The 19,958-nt window shown below is 41.6% G+C and carries 18 protein-coding genes; 6 read left to right on the top strand and 12 right to left on the bottom strand.

What is annotated here, in order from left to right:
• On the bottom strand, positions 1-339 hold the full coding sequence (locus tag J5A56_RS00820; protein ID WP_036918446.1) for a helix-turn-helix domain-containing protein: 339 nt from the start codon (positions 337-339) through the stop codon (positions 1-3).
• A gap of 223 nt (positions 340-562) precedes the next feature.
• Between J5A56_RS00820 and J5A56_RS00815 the strand changes: the two genes are divergently transcribed.
• Entirely contained in the window at positions 563-841 is a 279-nt protein-coding gene (locus tag J5A56_RS00815) for a helix-turn-helix domain-containing protein (RefSeq protein ID WP_211815452.1), read from the top strand.
• Between the two features lie 37 nt (positions 842-878).
• Positions 879-1,181: a helix-turn-helix domain-containing protein gene (locus J5A56_RS00810; protein WP_004366620.1), complete on the top strand. Its 303-nt coding sequence runs from the start codon at positions 879-881 to the stop codon at positions 1,179-1,181.
• A 49-nt stretch (positions 1,182-1,230) separates the two neighbouring features.
• Here J5A56_RS00810 and J5A56_RS00805 read toward each other — a convergent pair whose 3' ends face one another.
• Positions 1,231-1,593, bottom strand: a complete 363-nt coding sequence (locus J5A56_RS00805; RefSeq protein ID WP_021672584.1) for a hypothetical protein — start codon at positions 1,591-1,593, stop codon at positions 1,231-1,233.
• Between the two features lie 41 nt (positions 1,594-1,634).
• Positions 1,635-2,870 carry a site-specific integrase gene (locus J5A56_RS00800; protein ID WP_211815451.1) on the bottom strand — a complete coding sequence of 412 codons (1,236 nt, stop codon included), beginning with the start codon at positions 2,868-2,870 and terminating at the stop codon, positions 1,635-1,637.
• Between the two features lie 496 nt (positions 2,871-3,366).
• On the opposite strand from J5A56_RS00800, the gene J5A56_RS00795 reads away from it, so the two are divergent.
• Genes J5A56_RS00795 through J5A56_RS00780 form a run of 4 tightly spaced genes read left to right on the top strand, consistent with a single transcriptional unit; the run spans position 3,367 to position 6,269 of the window.
• Positions 3,367-4,188, top strand: coding sequence for an ABC transporter ATP-binding protein (locus J5A56_RS00795; protein WP_021671415.1), 822 nt, complete (start codon positions 3,367-3,369; stop codon positions 4,186-4,188).
• A 19-nt stretch (positions 4,189-4,207) separates the two neighbouring features.
• Complete coding sequence (locus J5A56_RS00790; RefSeq protein ID WP_021671414.1) at positions 4,208-5,059, top strand: GIN domain-containing protein; 852 nt, start codon at positions 4,208-4,210, stop codon at positions 5,057-5,059.
• Between the two features lie 19 nt (positions 5,060-5,078).
• Positions 5,079-5,882, top strand: a complete 804-nt coding sequence (locus J5A56_RS00785) for a hypothetical protein (protein WP_036919371.1) — start codon at positions 5,079-5,081, stop codon at positions 5,880-5,882.
• 27 nt (positions 5,883-5,909) lie between these two features.
• Positions 5,910-6,269, top strand: coding sequence for a GntR family transcriptional regulator (locus tag J5A56_RS00780; RefSeq protein ID WP_021671412.1), 360 nt, complete (start codon positions 5,910-5,912; stop codon positions 6,267-6,269).
• Between the two features lie 274 nt (positions 6,270-6,543).
• Here J5A56_RS00780 and J5A56_RS13870 read toward each other — a convergent pair whose 3' ends face one another.
• From J5A56_RS13870 to J5A56_RS00740, 9 genes are all read right to left on the bottom strand, one after another.
• On the bottom strand, positions 6,544-9,489 hold the full coding sequence (locus J5A56_RS13870; RefSeq protein WP_432757711.1) for a DEAD/DEAH box helicase: 2,946 nt from the start codon (positions 9,487-9,489) through the stop codon (positions 6,544-6,546).
• On the bottom strand, positions 9,387-10,346 hold the full coding sequence (locus J5A56_RS13315) for a hypothetical protein (RefSeq protein WP_249112041.1): 960 nt from the start codon (positions 10,344-10,346) through the stop codon (positions 9,387-9,389). The genes J5A56_RS13870 and J5A56_RS13315 overlap by 103 nt, the downstream gene beginning before the upstream one ends.
• A gap of 371 nt (positions 10,347-10,717) precedes the next feature.
• Positions 10,718-11,743, bottom strand: a complete 1,026-nt coding sequence (recA, locus tag J5A56_RS00770; RefSeq protein WP_021671410.1) for a recombinase RecA — start codon at positions 11,741-11,743, stop codon at positions 10,718-10,720.
• 33 nt (positions 11,744-11,776) lie between these two features.
• A complete protein-coding gene (locus tag J5A56_RS00765; RefSeq protein WP_021671409.1) occupies positions 11,777-12,097 on the bottom strand; it encodes a TfoX/Sxy family protein in 321 nt (106 codons plus the stop codon).
• Positions 12,098-12,101: 4 nt separating this feature from the next.
• Positions 12,102-13,340 carry a saccharopine dehydrogenase family protein gene (locus J5A56_RS00760; protein ID WP_021671408.1) on the bottom strand — a complete coding sequence of 413 codons (1,239 nt, stop codon included), beginning with the start codon at positions 13,338-13,340 and terminating at the stop codon, positions 12,102-12,104.
• 104 nt (positions 13,341-13,444) lie between these two features.
• Positions 13,445-14,065, bottom strand: coding sequence for a DUF6621 family protein (locus J5A56_RS00755; RefSeq protein ID WP_021671407.1), 621 nt, complete (start codon positions 14,063-14,065; stop codon positions 13,445-13,447).
• A gap of 52 nt (positions 14,066-14,117) precedes the next feature.
• Positions 14,118-14,534, bottom strand: a complete 417-nt coding sequence (locus tag J5A56_RS00750; protein ID WP_021671406.1) for a DUF1648 domain-containing protein — start codon at positions 14,532-14,534, stop codon at positions 14,118-14,120.
• Positions 14,535-15,025: 491 nt separating this feature from the next.
• Positions 15,026-18,601: a pyruvate:ferredoxin (flavodoxin) oxidoreductase gene (gene nifJ, locus J5A56_RS00745; protein ID WP_021671405.1), complete on the bottom strand. Its 3,576-nt coding sequence runs from the start codon at positions 18,599-18,601 to the stop codon at positions 15,026-15,028.
• Between the two features lie 46 nt (positions 18,602-18,647).
• The gene (locus J5A56_RS00740; RefSeq protein WP_036919336.1) at positions 18,648-19,832 is read right to left on the bottom strand and encodes an ATP-binding protein; all 1,185 of its coding nucleotides are present in this window, start codon (positions 19,830-19,832) and stop codon (positions 18,648-18,650) included.
• Between the last annotated feature and the right edge of the window lie 126 nt (positions 19,833-19,958).

Below are 19,958 nucleotides of genomic sequence, written 5' to 3'. Positions count from 1 at the left end.
CTAGTTCGTTCTCTTGGTTTTAAGCAGGAAATTCTGTCTCAGCTCTTTGATGTTTTGAGGGTTGCAGTACAGGCTTTTCTTGTGTATCGCTTCCTCTATGTCTTTCAAGTCATAATAGCATCGTCCAAGGATAATCTTGTAGCCGATACGTTCCGAACTCCGCAGCCGCTGAAAGGTGCGTTGGCTGATGCCGAGTATTTCGGCTAAGTCCTTGTTGGTTATCAGGCGGTTTTCATATTCTTCCTTCGCCTGTTCCTCTTTCTCCATATATCGGAGTATCTTCTCTATCTTACCTACCAAATCGTGGTAGGCTTTACTCTCAATTGTAATGACATCCATCGTTCTTTTTAATTTGATTATGGTGCAAAGTTCGGGCATTGAAATCGTTTGGATTGTATGCTAAATATGTACTGAATAGAGATTTTTATTGTCGAATATTCAAACCCGAAGACACAGGCTGTCATATCAAAGCCACAAGCACGCAGTTAGATGAAAGTATCTCTTTCTCACATGCACTGTCATTACATTTGCATATCGTAATATCCAAATAAAAAATTGATATATGGAAGTAATAGCAATCGAGAAGAAAACGTATGAAGCCATGATGGAGCGTTTCTGCATTCTGACCGCCAAGGTCGATGCCCTGTGTCGGGAGTGTGACGAAAAGCGTATGGGCAGGTGGCTGGACAATCAGGATGTCTGCCAAATCCTGAACATCAGTTTGCGTACCCTGCAAACTTACCGCAGCAACCGGATGTTGCCCTATACGCAAATAGGGTATAAGATGTTCTACAAGCCGGAGGATGTCGGGAAACTGCTCGAACAATCCTCTGCTTTATGACCAATGAATAGTATCACCACTAAATCCGATGTAAAATATGGACAACGACGTAAAGACCAAGAACAATGAAGAGATTGCGCACTTTCTCAACGCGAGCGACCGTATGATAAAGGGGATAGATGTCCTGCGGAAAAAGAACAGACCTCTGCTTAACGGGCATCGCTATCTAACGGACGATGAACTGTCCCGTCTGTTGCATATCAACCGGCGCACGTTGCAGGATTATCGCAACATGGGAAGAATCTCCTTTGTTAAGTTAGGCGGAAAGGTACTCTACCGGGAAGAAGATGTGGAAAAACTGTTGCAGGAGAATTATCGCCCTCGGTTTGAGAAGCCTTGACAGAGCAACAGGCGGTAAGAAACTCCTCTCTTACTGCCTGTTCTCATATTCAGTTGTACCATCCACCTTTGTCATAACATATAAGTAATGGAGGACTTGTTCTCTTCTTTTCGGTCAGTCTTCCGATTATCCATTGACGGAAACTCTTGGCTTGTGGAGAAGCAAAGCGAAATGACAGCATCGTAATCATTTCAAGGTTGTATAAATCCACCGCACCGCCCTTGAAAGATAAGGTTCGCTTCACTTCGTCTTCTCTGAGCAAACCAACTTTGAAGATAGATTTGATGTGGCTGCTTACCTTGCCGGAGAATACGCCGAATAAATCGGCTATTTCGCAAGCCGACATCCAAACGGGAGTTGTCGGGATATGTATTTTTCCGTTTTCTCCAATGGTTATGATTTCTCTTTTCATCGTTCGTCCTCCTTATTATATAGTAATACCATTGAACTGCATTATATAGTAATACCATTGAACTGCTCTATCTTACTCAGTTTGTCGGAGAGTGCCGCCATGTCCTGACTTTCCTTTTCATGGGTGATTTTGGCGTAAATCTGCGTGGTGCGAATATTCGTGTGTCCGAGCATCTTGGAGAGGGTTTCGATGGGAACGCCGTTGGTCAGGCAGATTTCCGTCGCCATAGTATGGCGGCTGGTATGCCACGTAATCTCTTTTTCGATACCGCAGAGTTCGATGATTTTCTTGATGTTCTTGCAGGCGGTAATATACTGCGGAACGGGCAGGAGGTAATCCTCCCTCGCCATGCCATCGTACTTCTCGATAATCTGCTTCGGAATATCCAAAAGCATAATATTGGACTCCACACCTGTCTTTTGTCGCTTGGTCATAATCCAGAGTTTACCGTCAAAGGAAGTCTGAAGGTTATCTTTGGTTAGGTTCTTCATATCGGTAAAGGACAAGCCTGTAAAACAGCAGAAGACGTACAAGTCCCGAACCAGCTCCATTGATTTACGCCTGAATTTCAAATCCAACAGCCTGCGGATTTCATCCTTGGTCAGATAGTCCCTGTCGGTACTCTCGGCGGATATGCTGTAATCTACGAACGGGTCACGAACTATCCATCCGTGATTCTGGGCAATGGTAATCATACGGCGCAGGGGCATCATGTAACTCCATACCGTGTTGTTACAGCATTGCTTTTCGGTGCGCAGGAAGATGTCGAAATCGGTAATGAAAGCCGGAGTGAGTTCTTTCAAAGCAATGTCGCTGACACGGTAGCAGGTCTTGATGAACTCCTCCAAATGTTTATAGACCGTGCAATACTTGTTGTAGGTGGATTGGCTTCGCAAGCCCGCATCTACTTGTTTGGCGAAGTCCTCATTGTGCTGGGCAAAGACTTTCAGCAAGATTTCATGCCGCATCTCCAAACCCAAGAAAGCATTCTTCACTTTCTCGGCATTGACATAGTTATCCCGCTCGGCTATCTCCTTGTATTTGGCATTGATGCCGACACGTACCTTGTCCAAGAAACGGTTGGTTTCCAACGCAACGGCACTTTTTCCCGAAGCGCGGTTGCTCTTGATATCCCACAAGTCGGGATGGATGTCGCATTTGCAACTGAACTGGGCTATCGTACCGTCAATGGTGATACGATACATCACGGGAACGAAACCGTTCTTCTTGGGGGCGTTCTTTTTGAGGTAGAACAGAACCTTAAACGTACTACGCATAACTCTGACTTTTTACGGTTTACAAAACTATTCATTGTCAGGTTATTTGTTGCTATGCAAAATATTGTCGTTCAATGGTAAAGAAACAGTCCGCAATTTATTTGCCTGTTTCCTTTCATCGAAGTACCTTTGCGGGAGGTAATCCCCGAAATTCAGGTCGGATTTTGCACTGTTCGTTACCGCTTTTCCCAATCCTCACTTGCAAAGAAGGTGGTAATATTTTGGTAACGCTGCTCTGTCCGAAGTTGGTACAAACCCGTCTTTTCGAGGTTTTGCACTGAAAGGCTCGAAAGTCAGAACCGACTGACTCACAAATAATTCACGCTATTTCGCCTTTTCTTGAACCTTGGGGATAGATTTTTTGCAAAAATATTTGCAAGTATAGTTTTTTAGTCTTACATTTGCAGTGTACTATTAAAGTGGTACACGCAAATTGATAAATTAAGAGATAGTAAAAGACTTTATAAAATTCAATCTATTAAAAAGGAAAAGCCTTATGATTCAAGTAAATGAACTGACTTTCAGCTATCCGAAAAGCAAACACAACGTGTTTAAAGGGCTGAATCTACAACTCAATGAGAACCGAATTTACGGTCTCTTAGGTAAGAATGGAATGGGAAAGAGTACGCTGCTTTATCTTATAGCTGGACTTCTGAAACCTAAGAAGGGTAGGGTTATCGTTGATGGTTACACTGCTTCATGTCGTTATCCAGAAATGTTGCAGGAGCTATATATTGTTCCAGAGGAGTACGATTTGCCCAGTATGTCACTCAGTAAGTATGCAAAGATTCATGAAGACTTCTACCCTCAATTCAGCGAGGAGGTTCTTGAGAAGTGCTTGACAGACTTTGAGATGTCCGTTGATGTTGACTTTAAGCAACTCTCTATGGGACAGAAAAAGAAGGTGTATATGAGTTTTGCACTTGCTACTGGTTGTCGTCTTCTTCTGATGGATGAGCCAACTAATGGTCTTGATATTCCATCAAAGGCACTCTTCCGTAAGGTTGTGGCAGGCAATATGGCAGAAGATTCATCGCTGATTATCTCTACCCATCAGGTGCATGACGTTGAGCAGTTGCTTGACCATATCATCATCCTTGACAATTCACAAATAATTGTGAACGCATCAACTGAGGATATAACAAATGATTACACCTTCGGCATCCGTCAACCTAACGAGATGGATGACAGCGTACTCTATGCAGAGCCATCCATTCAAGGCAACAATGTGATTGCACGACGTCAGAAGGGTGACAATGAGACTACTATCAATCTTGAATTGTTGTTCAATGCAGCAACAACAGGTAAACTAAAATAAAAGAAGGAGGAATATCATTATGAAGACAACATTTGCAAAAATCATTAATCTCAGCCTTGTTTTCGCTGCTTGCCTATTCCTTTTCAGTTCTTGTATTCGCAAGAAAGGGGATTTTGGTAAGGTCGTAACCAAGAATATTTCTGTTGAAAAGTTCCAGGAATTAGAGGTTGCAGCATTAGTTCCAGTTCATATCATACAAGGCAAGGAATGCAGTATAAAGGTTAAAGGACAGGAAAGATTGCTTTCATATTTGGATTTTGATGTCATTGATGGCAAATTGACTGTACAAATGAAGAACCCAGATTCTGCATTTGGTCAGCTATTCTTTCCCTTTAGCATGGAGAAAGTGAATAGCAATATTGAAGTTTATATTACTGCTCCCACCTTAACACACATGAACTTGGAAGGTTCTAACCCTATTATTTTTTCAGACTCTATTACACTTGATAATCTGATAATTAATTCTGATTTTGGTTGTAATGTTACTATAAATAAGATGAGAATTAATCAATTGAACTTTGTCATAGCTGATGATATTGGTATAAATATTAAGAGCCTAACCGCTAAGCAAGCCAATTTTGATATCTCTGGGAATGGTAAAATAAGACTGAACTCAGGGCATATAGATAATACCTCTTTCTCCATAGCAGGTAATGCTGACCTGAAAATAAGAAATCTGACAGCTAAGAAAGCCCGCTTTGCTGTTCCGGGGAATGCAGACTTAGCAGTAAACTTCAACCGCACAGATACAGCATCCTTCTATATAATGGGTAATGCTGATGGCAAGGTCACGGGAACAACACGTCAGCCTATACAAACGATAACAGAGGGTAAAGCCGTTATCAAAGATGAAACAACAAGAATTAAATAAACATAAGGAGGATATAAATATGAAAAAATTTGATATAAACCGCTTCTGTAAAGTAATGAGCCGGCTCATCCTGGTTCGTCGCCGCTCTATCATCAAACTCTTCGCTGGTTTCCTTATAGGTTTCTTTGTCATTGCAATAATGTTTTTTCCGTTCTTTAACAGACAGCCTATGTCAGATGCTGATATAAGAATTAGGTTATGGGGAAATTCACCTTTTATCAGTGTAGTATTTGCAATGTCATTCTTTATAATAGCTACATTTATTATCAGCGACCTCGGCAAACGGCAGCAACGTATAAATGAAATGATGTTGCCTGCCACAAATCTTGAGAAGTTCCTCGCACGTGTTATACTCGTTTCCGTGGTTTATCCATTGCTTATTGCCATCGCCTTTATCGCTGCCGATGGATTGCAACAGCTGACAACAATGCTTATTTTCTATGGTGGAAGAGCTTCCTTGGTCGCAACGTGGTATGAATACTGCCAAAGTTTAAGAATAGGTTCTCCATTATGGGTTAGGGCAGAAATAGTTCTTCTTACCAATTCATTCGCACTCTTAGGTGGTATGTTCTTCCGCAAGGCTGCATGGTTGAAGACGCTAATCAGCTTATTTGTCATCATTATCGGCATTGCAATAAGCCTCACGACTTTTGCCTATCTCCTTTACGAACATACTGACTACGAGCTTGTCTTAGCTGATAATGCACTCACCACTGTTATAAGCAACCTCATCTGTATCGGATTAACAGTCTTGATGTACTGGAGTTCTTACAAACTCTACACACACCTGCAGGTTATCAACAACCGTTGGAGGAATTTTTGATAAAGCGCTGATTAAATATTAAGGCTTATGAATTTTGAAAATAACAAGGCTATCTATGAGCAAATGGCTGACCGTCTTTGCGATGAGATTATAGCCGGAACATATAAAGCTGACGACCGAATACCGTCAGTCCGGGAGTATGCCGTTATGCTGCAGGTGAATACCAACACAGCAGTGAAAGCCTACGAGCTACTCTCTCGTGAGGAGATAATCTACAATCGGCGTGGACTTGGCTACTTCGTCTCAGCTGGTGCACGCGAGCAAATCATGACTGCTCGGCGCAAGACTTTCCTTACCCAGTCTCTTCCTGCTATCTTTCGTGAGATGATTCTGTTAGGAATAACAATCGAAGAGATAGAGAAAGAGTGGGAGAAAGCGCAACAATAGTGACTTTGCTAAAAGCGTAATAAGTGAGAGTGAAGATTTTCATTCTCGCAATCTGAATACAAAAATAGGGATGCATATACTTGTGCATCCCTATTCGTTGATACTTATTTCTTGAAGCAACTGAAGATAAAACTGAGTTTGCTGTCATTTCTGTCATGCAAAACTAAAAAGTAAGACCCTTATTTCCAGCTTGTTATGAGTAAATGTTAAAATGACAGCAAACCTCTATTAAACATATAGTAGTATCTTAATATGTTTTCTCTCATTTTCCTTCTTATCTGTTATCTTGCAGCAATTCGAGTAGTTCTTCCTGTGTCATTGCGTGAGACATATCAGAACCCTCAAGAAGTGAGTCGGAAAGGTTACGCTTTGTCTTATGTAAACGTAGGATTTTCTCTTCTATCGTATGCTGACTAATAAGATGATATACTGTCACCTCTTGTTTTTGACCGATACGATAGGCACGGTCAGTAGCCTGCTGTTCGATAGCAGGATTCCACCAAGGGTCAAGATGAATAACATAGTTAGCTCCCGTAAGGTTTAATCCCAATCCTCCAGCCTTTAGACTGATAAGGAAGAAAGGACATTTTCCTGTTTGGAACTCCTTTACTAACTTTTCACGCGTAGCCATCGGTGTGCTTCCGTCAAGATAAAGATAAGGGAGCTTTGCCTTATTCATAGCCTTCTTTACCTCCTCAAAGAAACTGGTAAACTGACTGAAGACAAGTGCACGATTACCACTATCATTAAGACTTTCAGCCAGATCAATGAAAGCTAAGACCTTGCTGCTTGGTAGCTTCCATTTCTTGTCCACCAACGAACAGCTGCATGCCATCTGACGCAAACGAGTAATCTCAGCCAACGTACTCACTTTGTCAGTCTTGTTTTCAAGAATCATAGCCTCTGCCTCACGTCTTTTAACCTCATACATAGCCATCTCTTCCGATGATAGTTCGACAGGGAGCTTTATTTCGTTCTTTGCTGGTAACTCGTCAATAACTTCTGCTTTCGTTCTGCGTAAAAGGAAAGGAGAGATTAGACGGCGTAACTGACTTTGACGTGCTTTGTCGTTATCTCCTTCAATGGGCAGGATAAACTTCTTCTTAAACTGTTCTGCACTTCCCAAAAGGCCAGGATTAATAAACTGGAATAGATTCCATAACTCGGCCAAATGGTTCTGAATAGGTGTACCCGTAAGGATAATCTTACGTTGTGCGTTCAACTGCATAGCTGACTTTGACATCTTAGTGTTGGCATTCTTGATGGTATGTGCCTCGTCAAGACAAACCACATTCCACTCTCTTCCTGCAAGGTCTTCTTGTTGTATATTCAATATACCATAGGTTGTGATAATGACATCTCCAGCTTTTGCATCCTTGATCTCCTTTGAACGGTCCTCACTCTGATTGAGAATGGTGAGGTTTAATGATGGTGCGAAACGTTGAAGCTCATTCCGCCAGTTAGGTACGACAGAGGATGGCGCGACAATCAATGATGGTCCGTTTTCGCTCTGTTCAAGCAGCAAGGTGATAGTTTGAATGGTCTTACCCAATCCCATATCATCAGCAAGGCATACGCCTGCTCCCCATGCTGTCAACCTTGACATCCATTCAAATCCCTCTTCCTGATAGTCGCGTAGCTGTGCTTGTAAGGTCTTAGGTACGGAAGGGACTTTTTTGCTACTCTCTTCAATGCGTTGGCGTAAAGCTTTAATACTATCATTATTCTGAATGTTCAACGCCTCATCGTTCCACAAATCGCCTAACAAAGCCACGGCGGCTGGTGCCATCTGCAGATGTGAACGGCTTTCTGTCGTTACTGTGTCAAGTCGTTTAAGAATACGTGAAAGTTGGTTGCTTAGTGTTATGAATTCATTATCACTAATGCGTATATACTTCTGCTGAGCACTTTGATGCATTACTTCGAGCAACTTCTGGAGTGAAATAATGTGTCCTTCGCTGAGTTCAACATCACCTTCCACCTCAAACCAACCATTCTTTGACTTGAATGAAATTTGAGCAGAACTGCTGCTGATGCCAGGATAAAACTTTATCTTACTGCCTTCAGCCCATTCCATTGCACAGACCTCTTTGTGTTCCTTACACCATTGAATGAAAGGTAAGAACGTGTTGATAGGAAGTGTTATCGTTTCCGAAATACTTTGTGGTTTCCATGTTTCGCCTTCTTCTAAGAATTCAACTTCAGCCAACCCTTCGCTTATCATTTTAAGGTTGTCACGTTCATTCTTTAGATTACGAACCAATTGTACTTTCTTACCCTCTTGTTCGGCAATAGTGGTGACATTCCCTTTCCCAGGCACATAGCAAAGACTATCAGAGATATGCACCATGGCAGCAAGCTTAAAACTGTTGTCAGCAGAAGATATAACGCGAAGCGTAATACATGGTTGTACATCAATACGCTCTAAATCGTCAAGCTCAGCTACCATGTTAGAGTGTATTTCTGTTTTTCCGCCAACAGTCTTAATCAGTTGAATGAGCAAGGACTCCGCTTCAGCAGGATAAGTTTCCTGTGCTAATATTTCTTTATAGATCTTATATTCAAAGTCAGATGGAATGAAGACAGAATAGTCTGTTTCAGAATTCTTCTTTAGAAAGAAAGATGATCTTTCACCATTCTGCAATTCTTTTACATTTGTAGATACTTTGAAAGAACCATTTGCATTTTTATCAATGATAAGATGAGGGTTGTCCTTATGAATCTTTATAGGCTGGAAGTCATAAGCAGAGCCTGTATAAACGTGGTCGCAATCAACAAAAAGATATATATACTTTTCAATGTAAATACTATATTCCCATGAAGAGATTCCAGCTTTAATCCGCTGATCAATACTATCCAAGCATGGAACATCCAGTTGTATGAGTTCACGTACAGACAGCTCCTTACCCACAGACCAACTACCATTCTTCAGTCTTCGTTTGAGCACAGGGACAAAAATCCCATAACGGAGAAGGTAGATAAGCATTGTGTCATGAATTGTTTCTGCAGTTTTATTCTCATCTTGTTGATTCTCTGCAATAAGTGTTTCAAGACGAAGCTGCCAAAGTGATTTAATCTCCAAACGGCTTAATAGAGATGTTTCACCGAAGTTTTTTCTTAATTCATCAGCTGATGAGTTGTCGCCCATGATACCAGTCTCCTGTTGTAAGAAAGCCCAGTTTGGAGTGTCGGTAGGTTTAGTTGCTCCATCTGGAAGTATTCCGAAACGCTCATACATCTTCCAAGTAAGCCAAGCCACCATCCGCATATCTGTATCTTTGCATGCATCAAGATAGTTCTTTTCTGGTATTTTCGCATCAATTTTATTATAGAAATAACTTTTAATGGTTCAATCAGAAAGTAATTTTGCGTATAGGTCCTTTCTCCATTGCGCCTCATCATTATTTCTAATTTCTTTAGAGATGCCTCTGTATTAGTAAAGATATTTGTAAGTGCGAAATAATAATTGCCAACAGGATTTTTGAAAATGCCTTTAACAATGGTTATCTTGTTGTAGGCTGTCATCACTTTGGTATACAGCTTGTTGGCTAAAGGATAATCTCCTTTATACAATGCATAAATCGCAGCTATCTGGAGAGTAAAGATATCGTCTTTCGATGTCTTGGAATCAAGGAAGATTTTACCTGTTGCTAAATAATAATAGAAAGCAAAGATGGATTCTATTGGTTCTTTTCTTCTTTCAACTCTAATTGGTGTTTTATGGTTGATAACAAGGTCTTTTAAATATTCCCAATCCAATAGTCTGTTCTGATACATTGACCTCTGAAAGATTGCATTCAGGACATGAGCAAACATATCATCGGGCATTGATTGAAAGAAAGCCTTGTGCTCTATCTTGTCAATCAAATGATAACAACAAGCATATAAGCTGTGCATGATTGCCTCATAGGAGGTTGTCGTCGCCTCCACTGCTTTAGGTGCAATACAATAGATTATTAAACCTACCAAAGGAGCCGGTTTGTCGTTAGCATAAGTCCTCCTATAAAGTTCGCGAATATCCTTTAATAAATATCTGTTCTCTTTCTTGAAAAGTTCAACGAGAGCAGGTATCAACAAATCCTGATTTATGTATAAAAGATCTGTAGCCCCATAGTATTGATGATTTTCTTCTATCAGCAGACCTTATTTTTAACTTTTCAAATGCTGAATCGGAAAAAGGAGACGACATTATCTTTTTCAACAACTTTGATAGTTTTATCTTATTCTGACCATATTTGTAAAAATAAGCCATTAGCATAAGAATTTTACGCTCGTTGTAATCAAGAGAAGAGAATGACAACATAAGTGGAATTGAATATTTTTATGATTAGATGTGTTCCTTATAAAGAGTAATTAAACAGAAAACCCATGTTGATTAAAAAATCTATGGTGTCAAGAATAAACTTCATCGAAGGAGTAACATTCAAGACACCATAGGTTCGTACTTATTACTTTGTCTGCTCGACGATAGCGTTCTTAATCAAGCCTTCCAGTTCTTCTGCAAGTTCTGGATTATCCTTAATCATTGTCTTGGTAGCATCACGACCCTGTGCGAGTTTAGTTCCGTTATAGCTAAACCAGCTACCACTCTTCTGAATGATACCATACTGAACGCCCAAGTCAACAATCTCACCAATCTTTGAAATACCCTCACCGAAGGTAATCTCGAACTCTGCCTTGCGGAAAGGAGGAGCAACCTTGTTCTTTACAATCTTCACACGAACCTGATTACCGATAACTTGATCGCCATCCTTGATAGATGTAACACGACGGATGTCAAGGCGTACAGAGCTATAGAACTTCAGTGCGTTACCACCTGTTGTTGTCTCTGGATTACCAAACATCATGCCAATCTTCTCACGCAACTGGTTGATGAAGATGCAGCAAGTATTAGTTTTTGCGATAGTTGAAGTAAGTTTACGCAATGCCTGACTCATCAATCTTGCCTGTAAACCAACTGCAGAGTCACCCATGTCACCCTCAATTTCCTTCTTCGGAGTCAAGGCAGCAACAGAATCGATAACAAGAATGTCAATAGCAGAAGAGCGAATTAGCTGGTCTGCAATCTCTAAAGCCTGCTCACCATTGTCTGGCTGTGAAATCCAAAGATTATCAACATCTACGCCTAACTTCTCTGCATAGAAACGGTCGAATGCGTGCTCAGCATCAATGAAGGCTGCAATACCACCCTGCTTCTGTGCCTCAGCAATGGCATGGATAGCTAATGTTGTCTTACCAGAGCTTTCCGGACCATAAATCTCAATGATTCTACCACGTGGATAACCGCCCACACCGAGTGCTGTGTCGAGCGCAACACTACCTGTTGGGATAACCTCCACCTGTTCTATTTGTTCGTCGCCCATACGCATGATGGACCCTTTACCAAAGTCTTTTTCTATCTTAGACATTGCAGCTTGCAATGCTTTCAACTTACCTTCAGCTGCCGATGTCGTACCTGTATCTTCTTTTGCCATATACTATTATCTTTTTTTCTGATTGATAAAATATTATTTATTCTTCTTTCTACTCTTTGGATAAGGTAACACTTCTGCCAAGACCTTAACAACCTTGACAGCAAAATCAGACCTTGAAACATCTAAAACGTAGTGTTCCTTAGCTCCTTCATAAGGGAATCCACGTTCGGCAGATAGCATCATTGACTTAATTGCCTCGTGTTCTTTGACATAAGGTATATTGTCACAAACTATGATAACAGGCTTTTCGTCAACATAAATCATGTATTCACCGAACATCTTCCTGTATCTTACAGTCCCTGCAGCAGCTATCTGACTACTGACAAATTCAATAAAGTCCAAAGAGCAAGCCATCTTCTTATAGTTCTAAATCACCACCAAACTCTTCATGCCAAGGTAAGCCCTGCTTATTGAGTACCTCCAAGAATGGATCTGGGTCGAAGTCTTCCACATTCCAGACTCCGGGCTTACGCCAAAGACCCTTGAAGAACATCATTGCACCAGCCATTGCTGGTACACCAGTAGTATAGCTAACGCCCTGCATACCTGTCTCGTTGTAAGCATCCTGATGCTTGCAGTTGTTATAGATGTAATAAGTCTGCTCCTTACCATCCTTGATACCACGAATACGGCAGCCGATAGAAGTCTCACCATCATAGTTCTCACCGAGGTCCTGTGGGTTAGGCAATACTGCCTTCAAGAACTGTAAAGGAACGATATTAACCTTAACTGTCTTGCCAGACCCATCAGCCAATGGTGCTTCATACTCAATCTCATCGATACGACTCATACCAAGATTCTGAATACAATCAAGGTAAGTGAGGTACTGCTGCCCAAAAGTCATCCAGAAGCGTGCACGCTTAATCGTAGGATAGTTCTTAACCAATGACTCCAATTCTTCGTGGTGCATCAAATAAGAATCACGAGGACCAATATTTGGATAGGTTATATCCTGATGTACTACCAATGGGTCAGTCTCAATCCATTCGCCATTCTCGTAGTAAAGACCTTTCTGGGTAATCTCACGGATATTGATTTCTGGGTTGAAGTTAGTTGCAAACGCCTTGTGGTGGTTACCTGCATTACAGTCAACAATATCAAGATAATGAATCTCATCAAAGTGATGCTTTGCTGCGTATGCTGTATAAGCCTGTGACACTCCAGGGTCGAAACCACAACCAAGGATAGCTGTCAAGCCAGCCTGCTCGAACTTATCCTTGTAAGCCCACTGCCAGCTATACTCGAAGTGTGCCTCATCTTTTGGCTCATAGTTAGCGGTGTCAAGATAGTTGCAACCGCAAGCTAAGCAGGCATCCATGATAGTGAGGTCCTGATAGGGTAGTGCAAGATTGATAACCAGCTCAGGCTTGAATGAATTGAAGAGTTCCTTCAACTGCTCAACATCGTCTGCATCAACCTGCGCAGTCTTGATGTCAGCCTTGTAGCCCTTATCATGAATTGCCTTAACCAGTTCGTCACATTTCTCCTTACGACGGCTGGCAATCATGAACTCTGTAAACACGTCCTGATTCTGGACAATCTTAAAAGCGGCTACAGTAGCTACGCCACCTGCGCCAATCATTAAAACTTTTCCCATAGTTCAATTCAATTCCCTATCATTTATTCCTATTTCTCTCTCCGAAGAAGAGAGTAAAGAATGCAATGTTGGGAATCCTTATTTTATTATTATTACTTTATTTTTTACTTAATCTTTTGTTCAATCTCTGATGAGGATATACCCATTGCATTAAGAAGCGAGTAACCCAAAATTTGCTGTTTGAAATTACCTCCTTCGAGTGGTTGCATTGCAAACAAGGTAATATGCTTTAATTCATCATCTGCATCGCGAAGGGTAGAACGAAGTGTACTCATTAAATGGCTGTCCTCAGCATTTGGTACAATCATAATGCGTTTAACCTCTCCATGATTAAGAACCGTCTTGAGAAGATCGAGGAGAACATCGTCTTTCTCGGCTGCTTCAACACCTGTTGCAATGGCATTGATAATAAATTCGCCAAGCTGTGAATCTTTGAATGCTTGCCCATTCAGTTCTTTCAGATAATCGGCTGGGGCAAAATTCTCAAGTTTAGGATTCTTCTTATCATGTAAAAGAACCACTTGTGTTTCGTGATTTCCTGGCTTTAAACGTCCGTCAAGGGCAATGTTTACAACCCACTGGCTGAAATCAGCAGCAGGAATACGACGGTTCAACATTCGCTCAAAGTTGACAATGAGATCAAAAGCGACATGGTCTATGTAATCACCATCCACAATGATGATATTCTCACTCCATTTAATGTTCTGTGCTTCTTGTGCATTCATAGCTACAAAGATACATTAAATCAAGCGAAATGCAAAATAAATAAGGTCGTTTTTATAGCTTTGTCGACTTGTGTGATTTATACATAAAGAAAATTATAGCAATAATAATAAGAGAGAAGGGTACTATTGATGACATGGAAATTATTTGGACAGAACATGCTGTAAGATACAATATAACCAACAATAGGATTGGCATTATATCACGAAGTGCTTTCGGATTCCTGTTCTTTCGAGTTTTTCCGCTCACAAGACTTGTGTCGTATGGATGCTTTTCTTGATTGACAATCAGCAAGAATATTATTAATGAAATAACTGGGAGTGCCAGTATAAGATACTTAGAACCATAGCTTTCTGCCTCCCCACTAATGTTCCAATGTAGGATAATCGTCTCAGGTCCATTCAGAACACAATATAATGCAATTATTGTAATAGCTATGATAATGGCTAATGATAAGATTTTACTTTTCATATTATGATTGTTGTTTACGTTAGAAGATTCAGTTCTCATGACAAAATACAATTTATTTTGTAAAATACAAAGCAAATACACCTTTTGTTATATAAGCCTCAATATTGTATTTGCTTCTGAAAACCAAGGTCCTAAGCATATCATTTGATTTTGTTTTTAGTATCATAGCTTGTTCTTAATAATAAGTTGGTTTTGTTTTGGTAGTATATTCCAACGTGTTTATTACTCCGCACCAATGGTGTTAATGGTGAGCACCATTGGTGCTAAGCCTTAGCACGATTGGTGTTGGATAGTGATACATCGGCTAATGAGAATGAAAGTGAGACACTACCATTATAATTATGAGGACATAAGATGCTAATACATATATGAGAAAGGTATAGCAAGCAGTACGAATAGGTAAAAAAAGAGGCTCCTCCATAATGAAGAAGCCTCTTTATATATGTTATATAGTGTTTTAACTATATCCGTTTAATCTGTGGATTAGGCGATTATGCCTCCTCGCTCCAGTCTTCCTGAGTCTTGCGAACATAGCTCTTGTAACGGAGCTTAGCCATATCCTCACAAGCCTTGAAGAGCTCCTCGCCCTCATTTGGATAAGCCTTGAGGACAGAGAGGAAACGAACCTCACTGTGAAGGAAGTCTTGGAACTTATCCCATTCTGGTTCCTTAGAATCGAGTGAGAATGGGTTCTTACCCTCTTCAGCCAACAGTGGGTTGTAACGCCAGAGCTGCCAGTAACCACAAGCAACAGCATTTGCTTCCTGAGCCTGGCTACGACCCATACCGCCCTTCACCTTCAAACCATGGTTGATACATGGAGAGTAAGCGATGATGAGTGATGGTCCAGGATAAGCCTCAGCCTCACGGATAGCCTTCAATGTCTGTGCATTGTCAGCACCCATAGCAATCTGAGCTACGTAAACATAACCGTATGTTGTTGCCATCAGACCGAGGTCCTTCTTGCGGATACGCTTACCCTTAGCAGCGAACTGAGCAATAGCACCGAGTGGAGTAGACTTAGAACTCTGACCACCAGTGTTAGAGTAAACCTCAGTATCAAGAACCAAGATGTTAACGTCCTCACCAGAAGCGATAACGTGGTCGAGACCACCGTAACCGATATCGTAAGAAGCACCGTCACCACCAATAATCCACTGGCTACGCTTAACGAGATAGTGGTCAAGTGTCTTCAGCTCTGCACATACAGGGCATCCCTTTTCAGCACCAGCAGCAATCAATGGCTTCAGCTTAGCAGCAGCAACCTTAGATGCATCAGCATCATTCATGTTGTCAAGCCATTCCTGAGCAGCCTCCTTGAATTCTGCAGGTGTATGGTCGTTAGCCATAGAATCGTTAAGAAGTACAGCGATACGCTCGCGCATCTTCTTGTTACCCATAGCCATACCCATACCGAACTCACAGAAGTCCTCAAACAGTGAGTTGTTGAATGCTGGACCATGACCTTCCTCGTTAGTTGTGTATGGAGTAGAAGGTACTGAAGCTGAGTAGATTGAAGAACAACCTGTAGCGTTAGCAATCATCTCACGATCACCGAAGAGCTGTGAAACAAGCTTAACGTATGGAGTCTCACCACAACCAGCACAAGCACCTGAGAACTCGAACAAAGGCTGAGCAAACTGAGAGTTCTTAGCGTTTGACTTGATATCAACAAGGTGCTGCTTAGTCTTAACGTTCTTAACGAGATAATCCCAGTTAGCAGCACGGTGGTTAGCCTCTTCCTCGCCAGCAACGAACTGTGTCATAGAGAGAGCCTTGTTACCCTTCTTACCTGGACAAACATCAGCACAGTTGCTACAACCTGTACAGTCGAGAACTGATACCTCAATACGGAACTGCATTCCCTTGAGCTGCTTTGGAGCGATGATGTCGAGAGTCTCCTCATTGAAGTTAGCCTTCTCTTCCTCATCCAATACGAATGGACGGATACAAGCGTGAGGACAAACGTATGAACACTTGTTACACTGGATACAGTTCTCTGCATCCCACTTTGGAACGAAGGTAGCAACACCGCGCTTGTCGAAAGCTGCTGTACCTACTGACCATGTACCATCAACAGTACCATGATTAACGAAGTCAGAAACCTTCAAGAGGTCACCTGCCTGTGCGTTCATTGGACGAACAAGCTCCTTAACGAATGCTGGTGCATCGTCAGCCTTAGCTTCATCATCAGCGAGGTTAGCCCATGCTGGGTCAACAGTTAACTGCTTGTACTCGTTACCACGGTCAACAGCAGCGAAGTTCTTGTCTACAACGTCCTGACCCTTCTTACTGTAACTCTTAACGATGAACTTCTTCATCTGATCAACAGCAAGGTCGAGAGGAATTACCTCAGTAATACGGAAGAACGCAGACTGGAGGATAGTATTGGTACGGTTACCAAGGCCAATCTCCTGTGCAATCTTAGTAGCGTTGATATAGTAAACGCTGATATTGTTCTTTGCGAAGTAACGCTTAACCTTATTAGGGATGAAGTGTACAAGTTCCTCACCATCAAAGATAGTATTCAACAAGAATGTACCATTCTTACGCAAACCACGTGTAACATCGTACATGTTCAAGTAAGCCTGAACGTGACAAGCTACGAAGTTAGGTGTATTTACCTGATAAGTAGAACGGATTGGGTTGTCACCGAAACGGAGGTGAGAGCAAGTGAAACCACCAGACTTTTTAGAGTCGTAAGAGAAGTAAGCCTGACAGTATTTATTGGTGTTGTCACCGATAATCTTTACAGAGTTCTTGTTAGCACCAACGGTACCATCAGCACCAAGACCATAGAACTTAGCCTCATATGTGCTTTCACCACCCAATGGAATCTCCTCAACCTCTGGGAGAGAAGTGAAGGTAACGTCATCAACGATACCTACAGTGAAGTGGTTCTTTGGCTCTGGCAACTCAAGGTTGTCATAAACAGCGATAATCTTAGCTGGTGTTGTGTCAGAAGAACCAAGACCATAACGACCACCAACGATCAATGGCTTGTTCTCAACATCATAGAATGCGCTCTTAACATCGAGGTACAATGGCTCACCCTCTGCACCTGGCTCCTTTGTACGGTCAAGAACTGCAATACGCTTAACAGACTTTGGAACTGCAGCGAGCAAGTGCTTAACAGAGAATGGACGATAGAGGTGTACAGCAACCATACCAACCTTCTTACCCTGAGACATCAAGTAGTCGATAGCCTCACGAGCTGCCTCAGTAGCTGAACCCATCAAGATGATGATGTTCTCTGCATCCTTAGCACCATAGTAATCGAAGAGATGATATTCACGACCAGTAATCTTTGATACTTCGCCGAGATAGTGCTCAACAACCTCTGCTACATTCTCGTATGCACTGTTAGATGCCTCACGATGTGTGAAGAATGTCTCAGGATTCTCAGCTGTACCACGAACAACTGGACGCTCTGGAGACATTGCACGGTCGCGGAAGCGCTTGATATCCTCCTCGTCAACTAATGGACGAATGTCCTCTGCATCGATGCACTCAATCTTATGATACTCGTGTGATGTGCGGAAACCATCGAAGAAATTAACGAATGGTACTGATGTCTTCAATGTAGCAAGGTGAGGAACTGCAGAGAGGTCCATAACCTCCTGTACAGAACCAGAACAGAACATAGCGAAGCCTGTCTGACGGCAAGCCATTACGTCCTGGTGGTCACCGAAGATACAAAGAGCGTGACTTGCGAGTGTACGTGCTGAAACGTTGAATACACATGGCAAAAGTTCACCAGCAATCTTGTACATGTTAGGAATCATCAAGAGAAGACCCTGTGATGCGGTGAAGGTTGTCGTGAGAGCACCAGACTGCAGTGAACCGTGTACGGCACCTGCCGCGCCACCCTCTGACTGCATCTCCTGAACGCTTACTGTCTGACCCCAAAGGTTCTTACGTCCGCGTGCTGACCACTCGTCAACGTGCTCAGCCATTGGAGATGATGGAGTGATAGGATAGATAGCTGCTACCTCTGAGAACATGTAGCTCACATGAGCAGCGGCTTCGTTACCATCACAAGTGATAAACTTCTTTTCTTTAGCCATTTTGAAATTTATTAAATGAATATTGTTATAATGTTTTTGGTCTTGCCTAATATAGGAAACCTATTAGCCAAAGTGGTACTTGATTGTCTTTTCCCACCTCAGTATTGTATATAGTATAGGTTGTGTCTGTGCTAAATCGCTTTTTAGTCTTTCCAGTATCACATACCTTAAACTTTTCTTTTTGATTGATAATATATGTGCCTTGTTTATTCCCTTCATTTACCGAGCATACCTCCTGTAACGCATTTACAAAGAATGTCTCCATGAGTTGCTGTTCGTCAAGCTGGATAGGGTAGATGGCATATATCAAGTTAGAGTTCTGTAACATAACCGTTGCAGGCTTTTTAGGAAACTCTTGTCCTACTGGATATACAAGGTTGATAAGTCGTGCATCAGCAAGATTCTTGATATAATTCATTACCGTAGCACGGCTGGTATTGATGTCTTTGGCAAGGTTGCTGATGTTCGGAGCCTTTGGACCTTCCAAGGCAAGGAGGTAAAATAACTTCTTAATCTTAGTCAGATATTTCAAGTCTATCTGTTTGATGAGAAGGATATCTACCTCAGTCATCATGTTCATCGTCTTCAGTAGATTCTCAGAGTAGTTGCGATGTTCTAAGAAGAAAGGGTAAAAGCCGTGATGAATATAATCTGCAAAGAATTTCATCGGATTTACCTTTGAGAGAATTTTCCTTGTAATCTCCTCATGGTTGTTTGTGATGTCCTTTAGTGTGTAAGGCTCAAACTCCTGATTTGTTTGTAAGTTCAAGTATTCACGAAAAGAGAAGCCTCTGAGGTTGTAACTTTTGACAATACCGTTAAGCTCAGGGTTTTCTTCTTTCAGTCTCATGACGCTTGAACCTGTGAAAACAATCTTTAACTCTGGGTAATTGTCATAACATTGACGGAGCTCACGACTCCAGTCTGGCTGTTTGAAAACTTGGTCAATCAATAAGACTTTTCCTCCGTGGCGATAAAACTCGCCTGCGAAGTCTGCTATGCCTCTGCCTTGGAAGTAAAAGTTGTTCATATTTACATAAAGACATTGGCGATCTGTAGATCCGTAACGCTCTTTGGCATATTGTAGGAGGAAGGTTGTTTTACCTACGCCTCGCGTACCCTTGATGCCAATGAGTCGGTCGTCCCAATTAATCTCATCCATGAGGCGACGACGCACAGGAGCATTTACATGCTCCACCAAGTAAGTATGCGTGCGAAAGAATGCGTCCATCTTGTTCCCGTTATATATAATATTATCCACATGCAAAGTTACTATTAATTTCTTTAATTTGCAAACTATAGATAGCAAAAAATGATTTTTTTGTTTTTATTTTGTGTTATATTTGGTTTGATGTAC

This window comes from Prevotella melaninogenica, assembly GCF_018128065.1.
In the GTDB taxonomy this organism is placed as follows: domain Bacteria; phylum Bacteroidota; class Bacteroidia; order Bacteroidales; family Bacteroidaceae; genus Prevotella.
Note: the sequence above shows the minus strand (reverse complement) of the source record. Positions and strands in the feature narration are given on the sequence as shown.

Coding starts and splice junctions, on each gene's coding strand:
- J5A56_RS00800 (WP_211815451.1), bottom strand. CDS start 2,870: ATGCGTAGTACGTTTAAGGTTCTGTTCTACCTCAAAAAGAACGCCCCC.
- J5A56_RS00780 (WP_021671412.1), top strand. CDS start 5,910: ATGAATTTTGAAAATAACAAGGCTATCTATGAGCAAATGGCTGACCGT.
- J5A56_RS00765 (WP_021671409.1), bottom strand. CDS start 12,097: ATGGCTTGCTCTTTGGACTTTATTGAATTTGTCAGTAGTCAGATAGCT.
- recA (WP_021671410.1), bottom strand. CDS start 11,743: ATGGCAAAAGAAGATACAGGTACGACATCGGCAGCTGAAGGTAAGTTG.
- J5A56_RS00755 (WP_021671407.1), bottom strand. CDS start 14,065: ATGAATGCACAAGAAGCACAGAACATTAAATGGAGTGAGAATATCATC.
- J5A56_RS00810 (WP_004366620.1), top strand. CDS start 879: ATGGACAACGACGTAAAGACCAAGAACAATGAAGAGATTGCGCACTTT.
- J5A56_RS00815 (WP_211815452.1), top strand. CDS start 563: ATGGAAGTAATAGCAATCGAGAAGAAAACGTATGAAGCCATGATGGAG.
- J5A56_RS00795 (WP_021671415.1), top strand. CDS start 3,367: ATGATTCAAGTAAATGAACTGACTTTCAGCTATCCGAAAAGCAAACAC.
- J5A56_RS00760 (WP_021671408.1), bottom strand. CDS start 13,340: ATGGGAAAAGTTTTAATGATTGGCGCAGGTGGCGTAGCTACTGTAGCC.
- J5A56_RS00790 (WP_021671414.1), top strand. CDS start 4,208: ATGAAGACAACATTTGCAAAAATCATTAATCTCAGCCTTGTTTTCGCT.
- J5A56_RS00805 (WP_021672584.1), bottom strand. CDS start 1,593: ATGAAAAGAGAAATCATAACCATTGGAGAAAACGGAAAAATACATATC.
- nifJ (WP_021671405.1), bottom strand. CDS start 18,601: ATGGCTAAAGAAAAGAAGTTTATCACTTGTGATGGTAACGAAGCCGCT.
- J5A56_RS00785 (WP_036919371.1), top strand. CDS start 5,079: ATGAAAAAATTTGATATAAACCGCTTCTGTAAAGTAATGAGCCGGCTC.
- J5A56_RS00750 (WP_021671406.1), bottom strand. CDS start 14,534: ATGAAAAGTAAAATCTTATCATTAGCCATTATCATAGCTATTACAATA.
- J5A56_RS00820 (WP_036918446.1), bottom strand. CDS start 339: ATGGATGTCATTACAATTGAGAGTAAAGCCTACCACGATTTGGTAGGT.
- J5A56_RS00740 (WP_036919336.1), bottom strand. CDS start 19,832: ATGGACGCATTCTTTCGCACGCATACTTACTTGGTGGAGCATGTAAAT.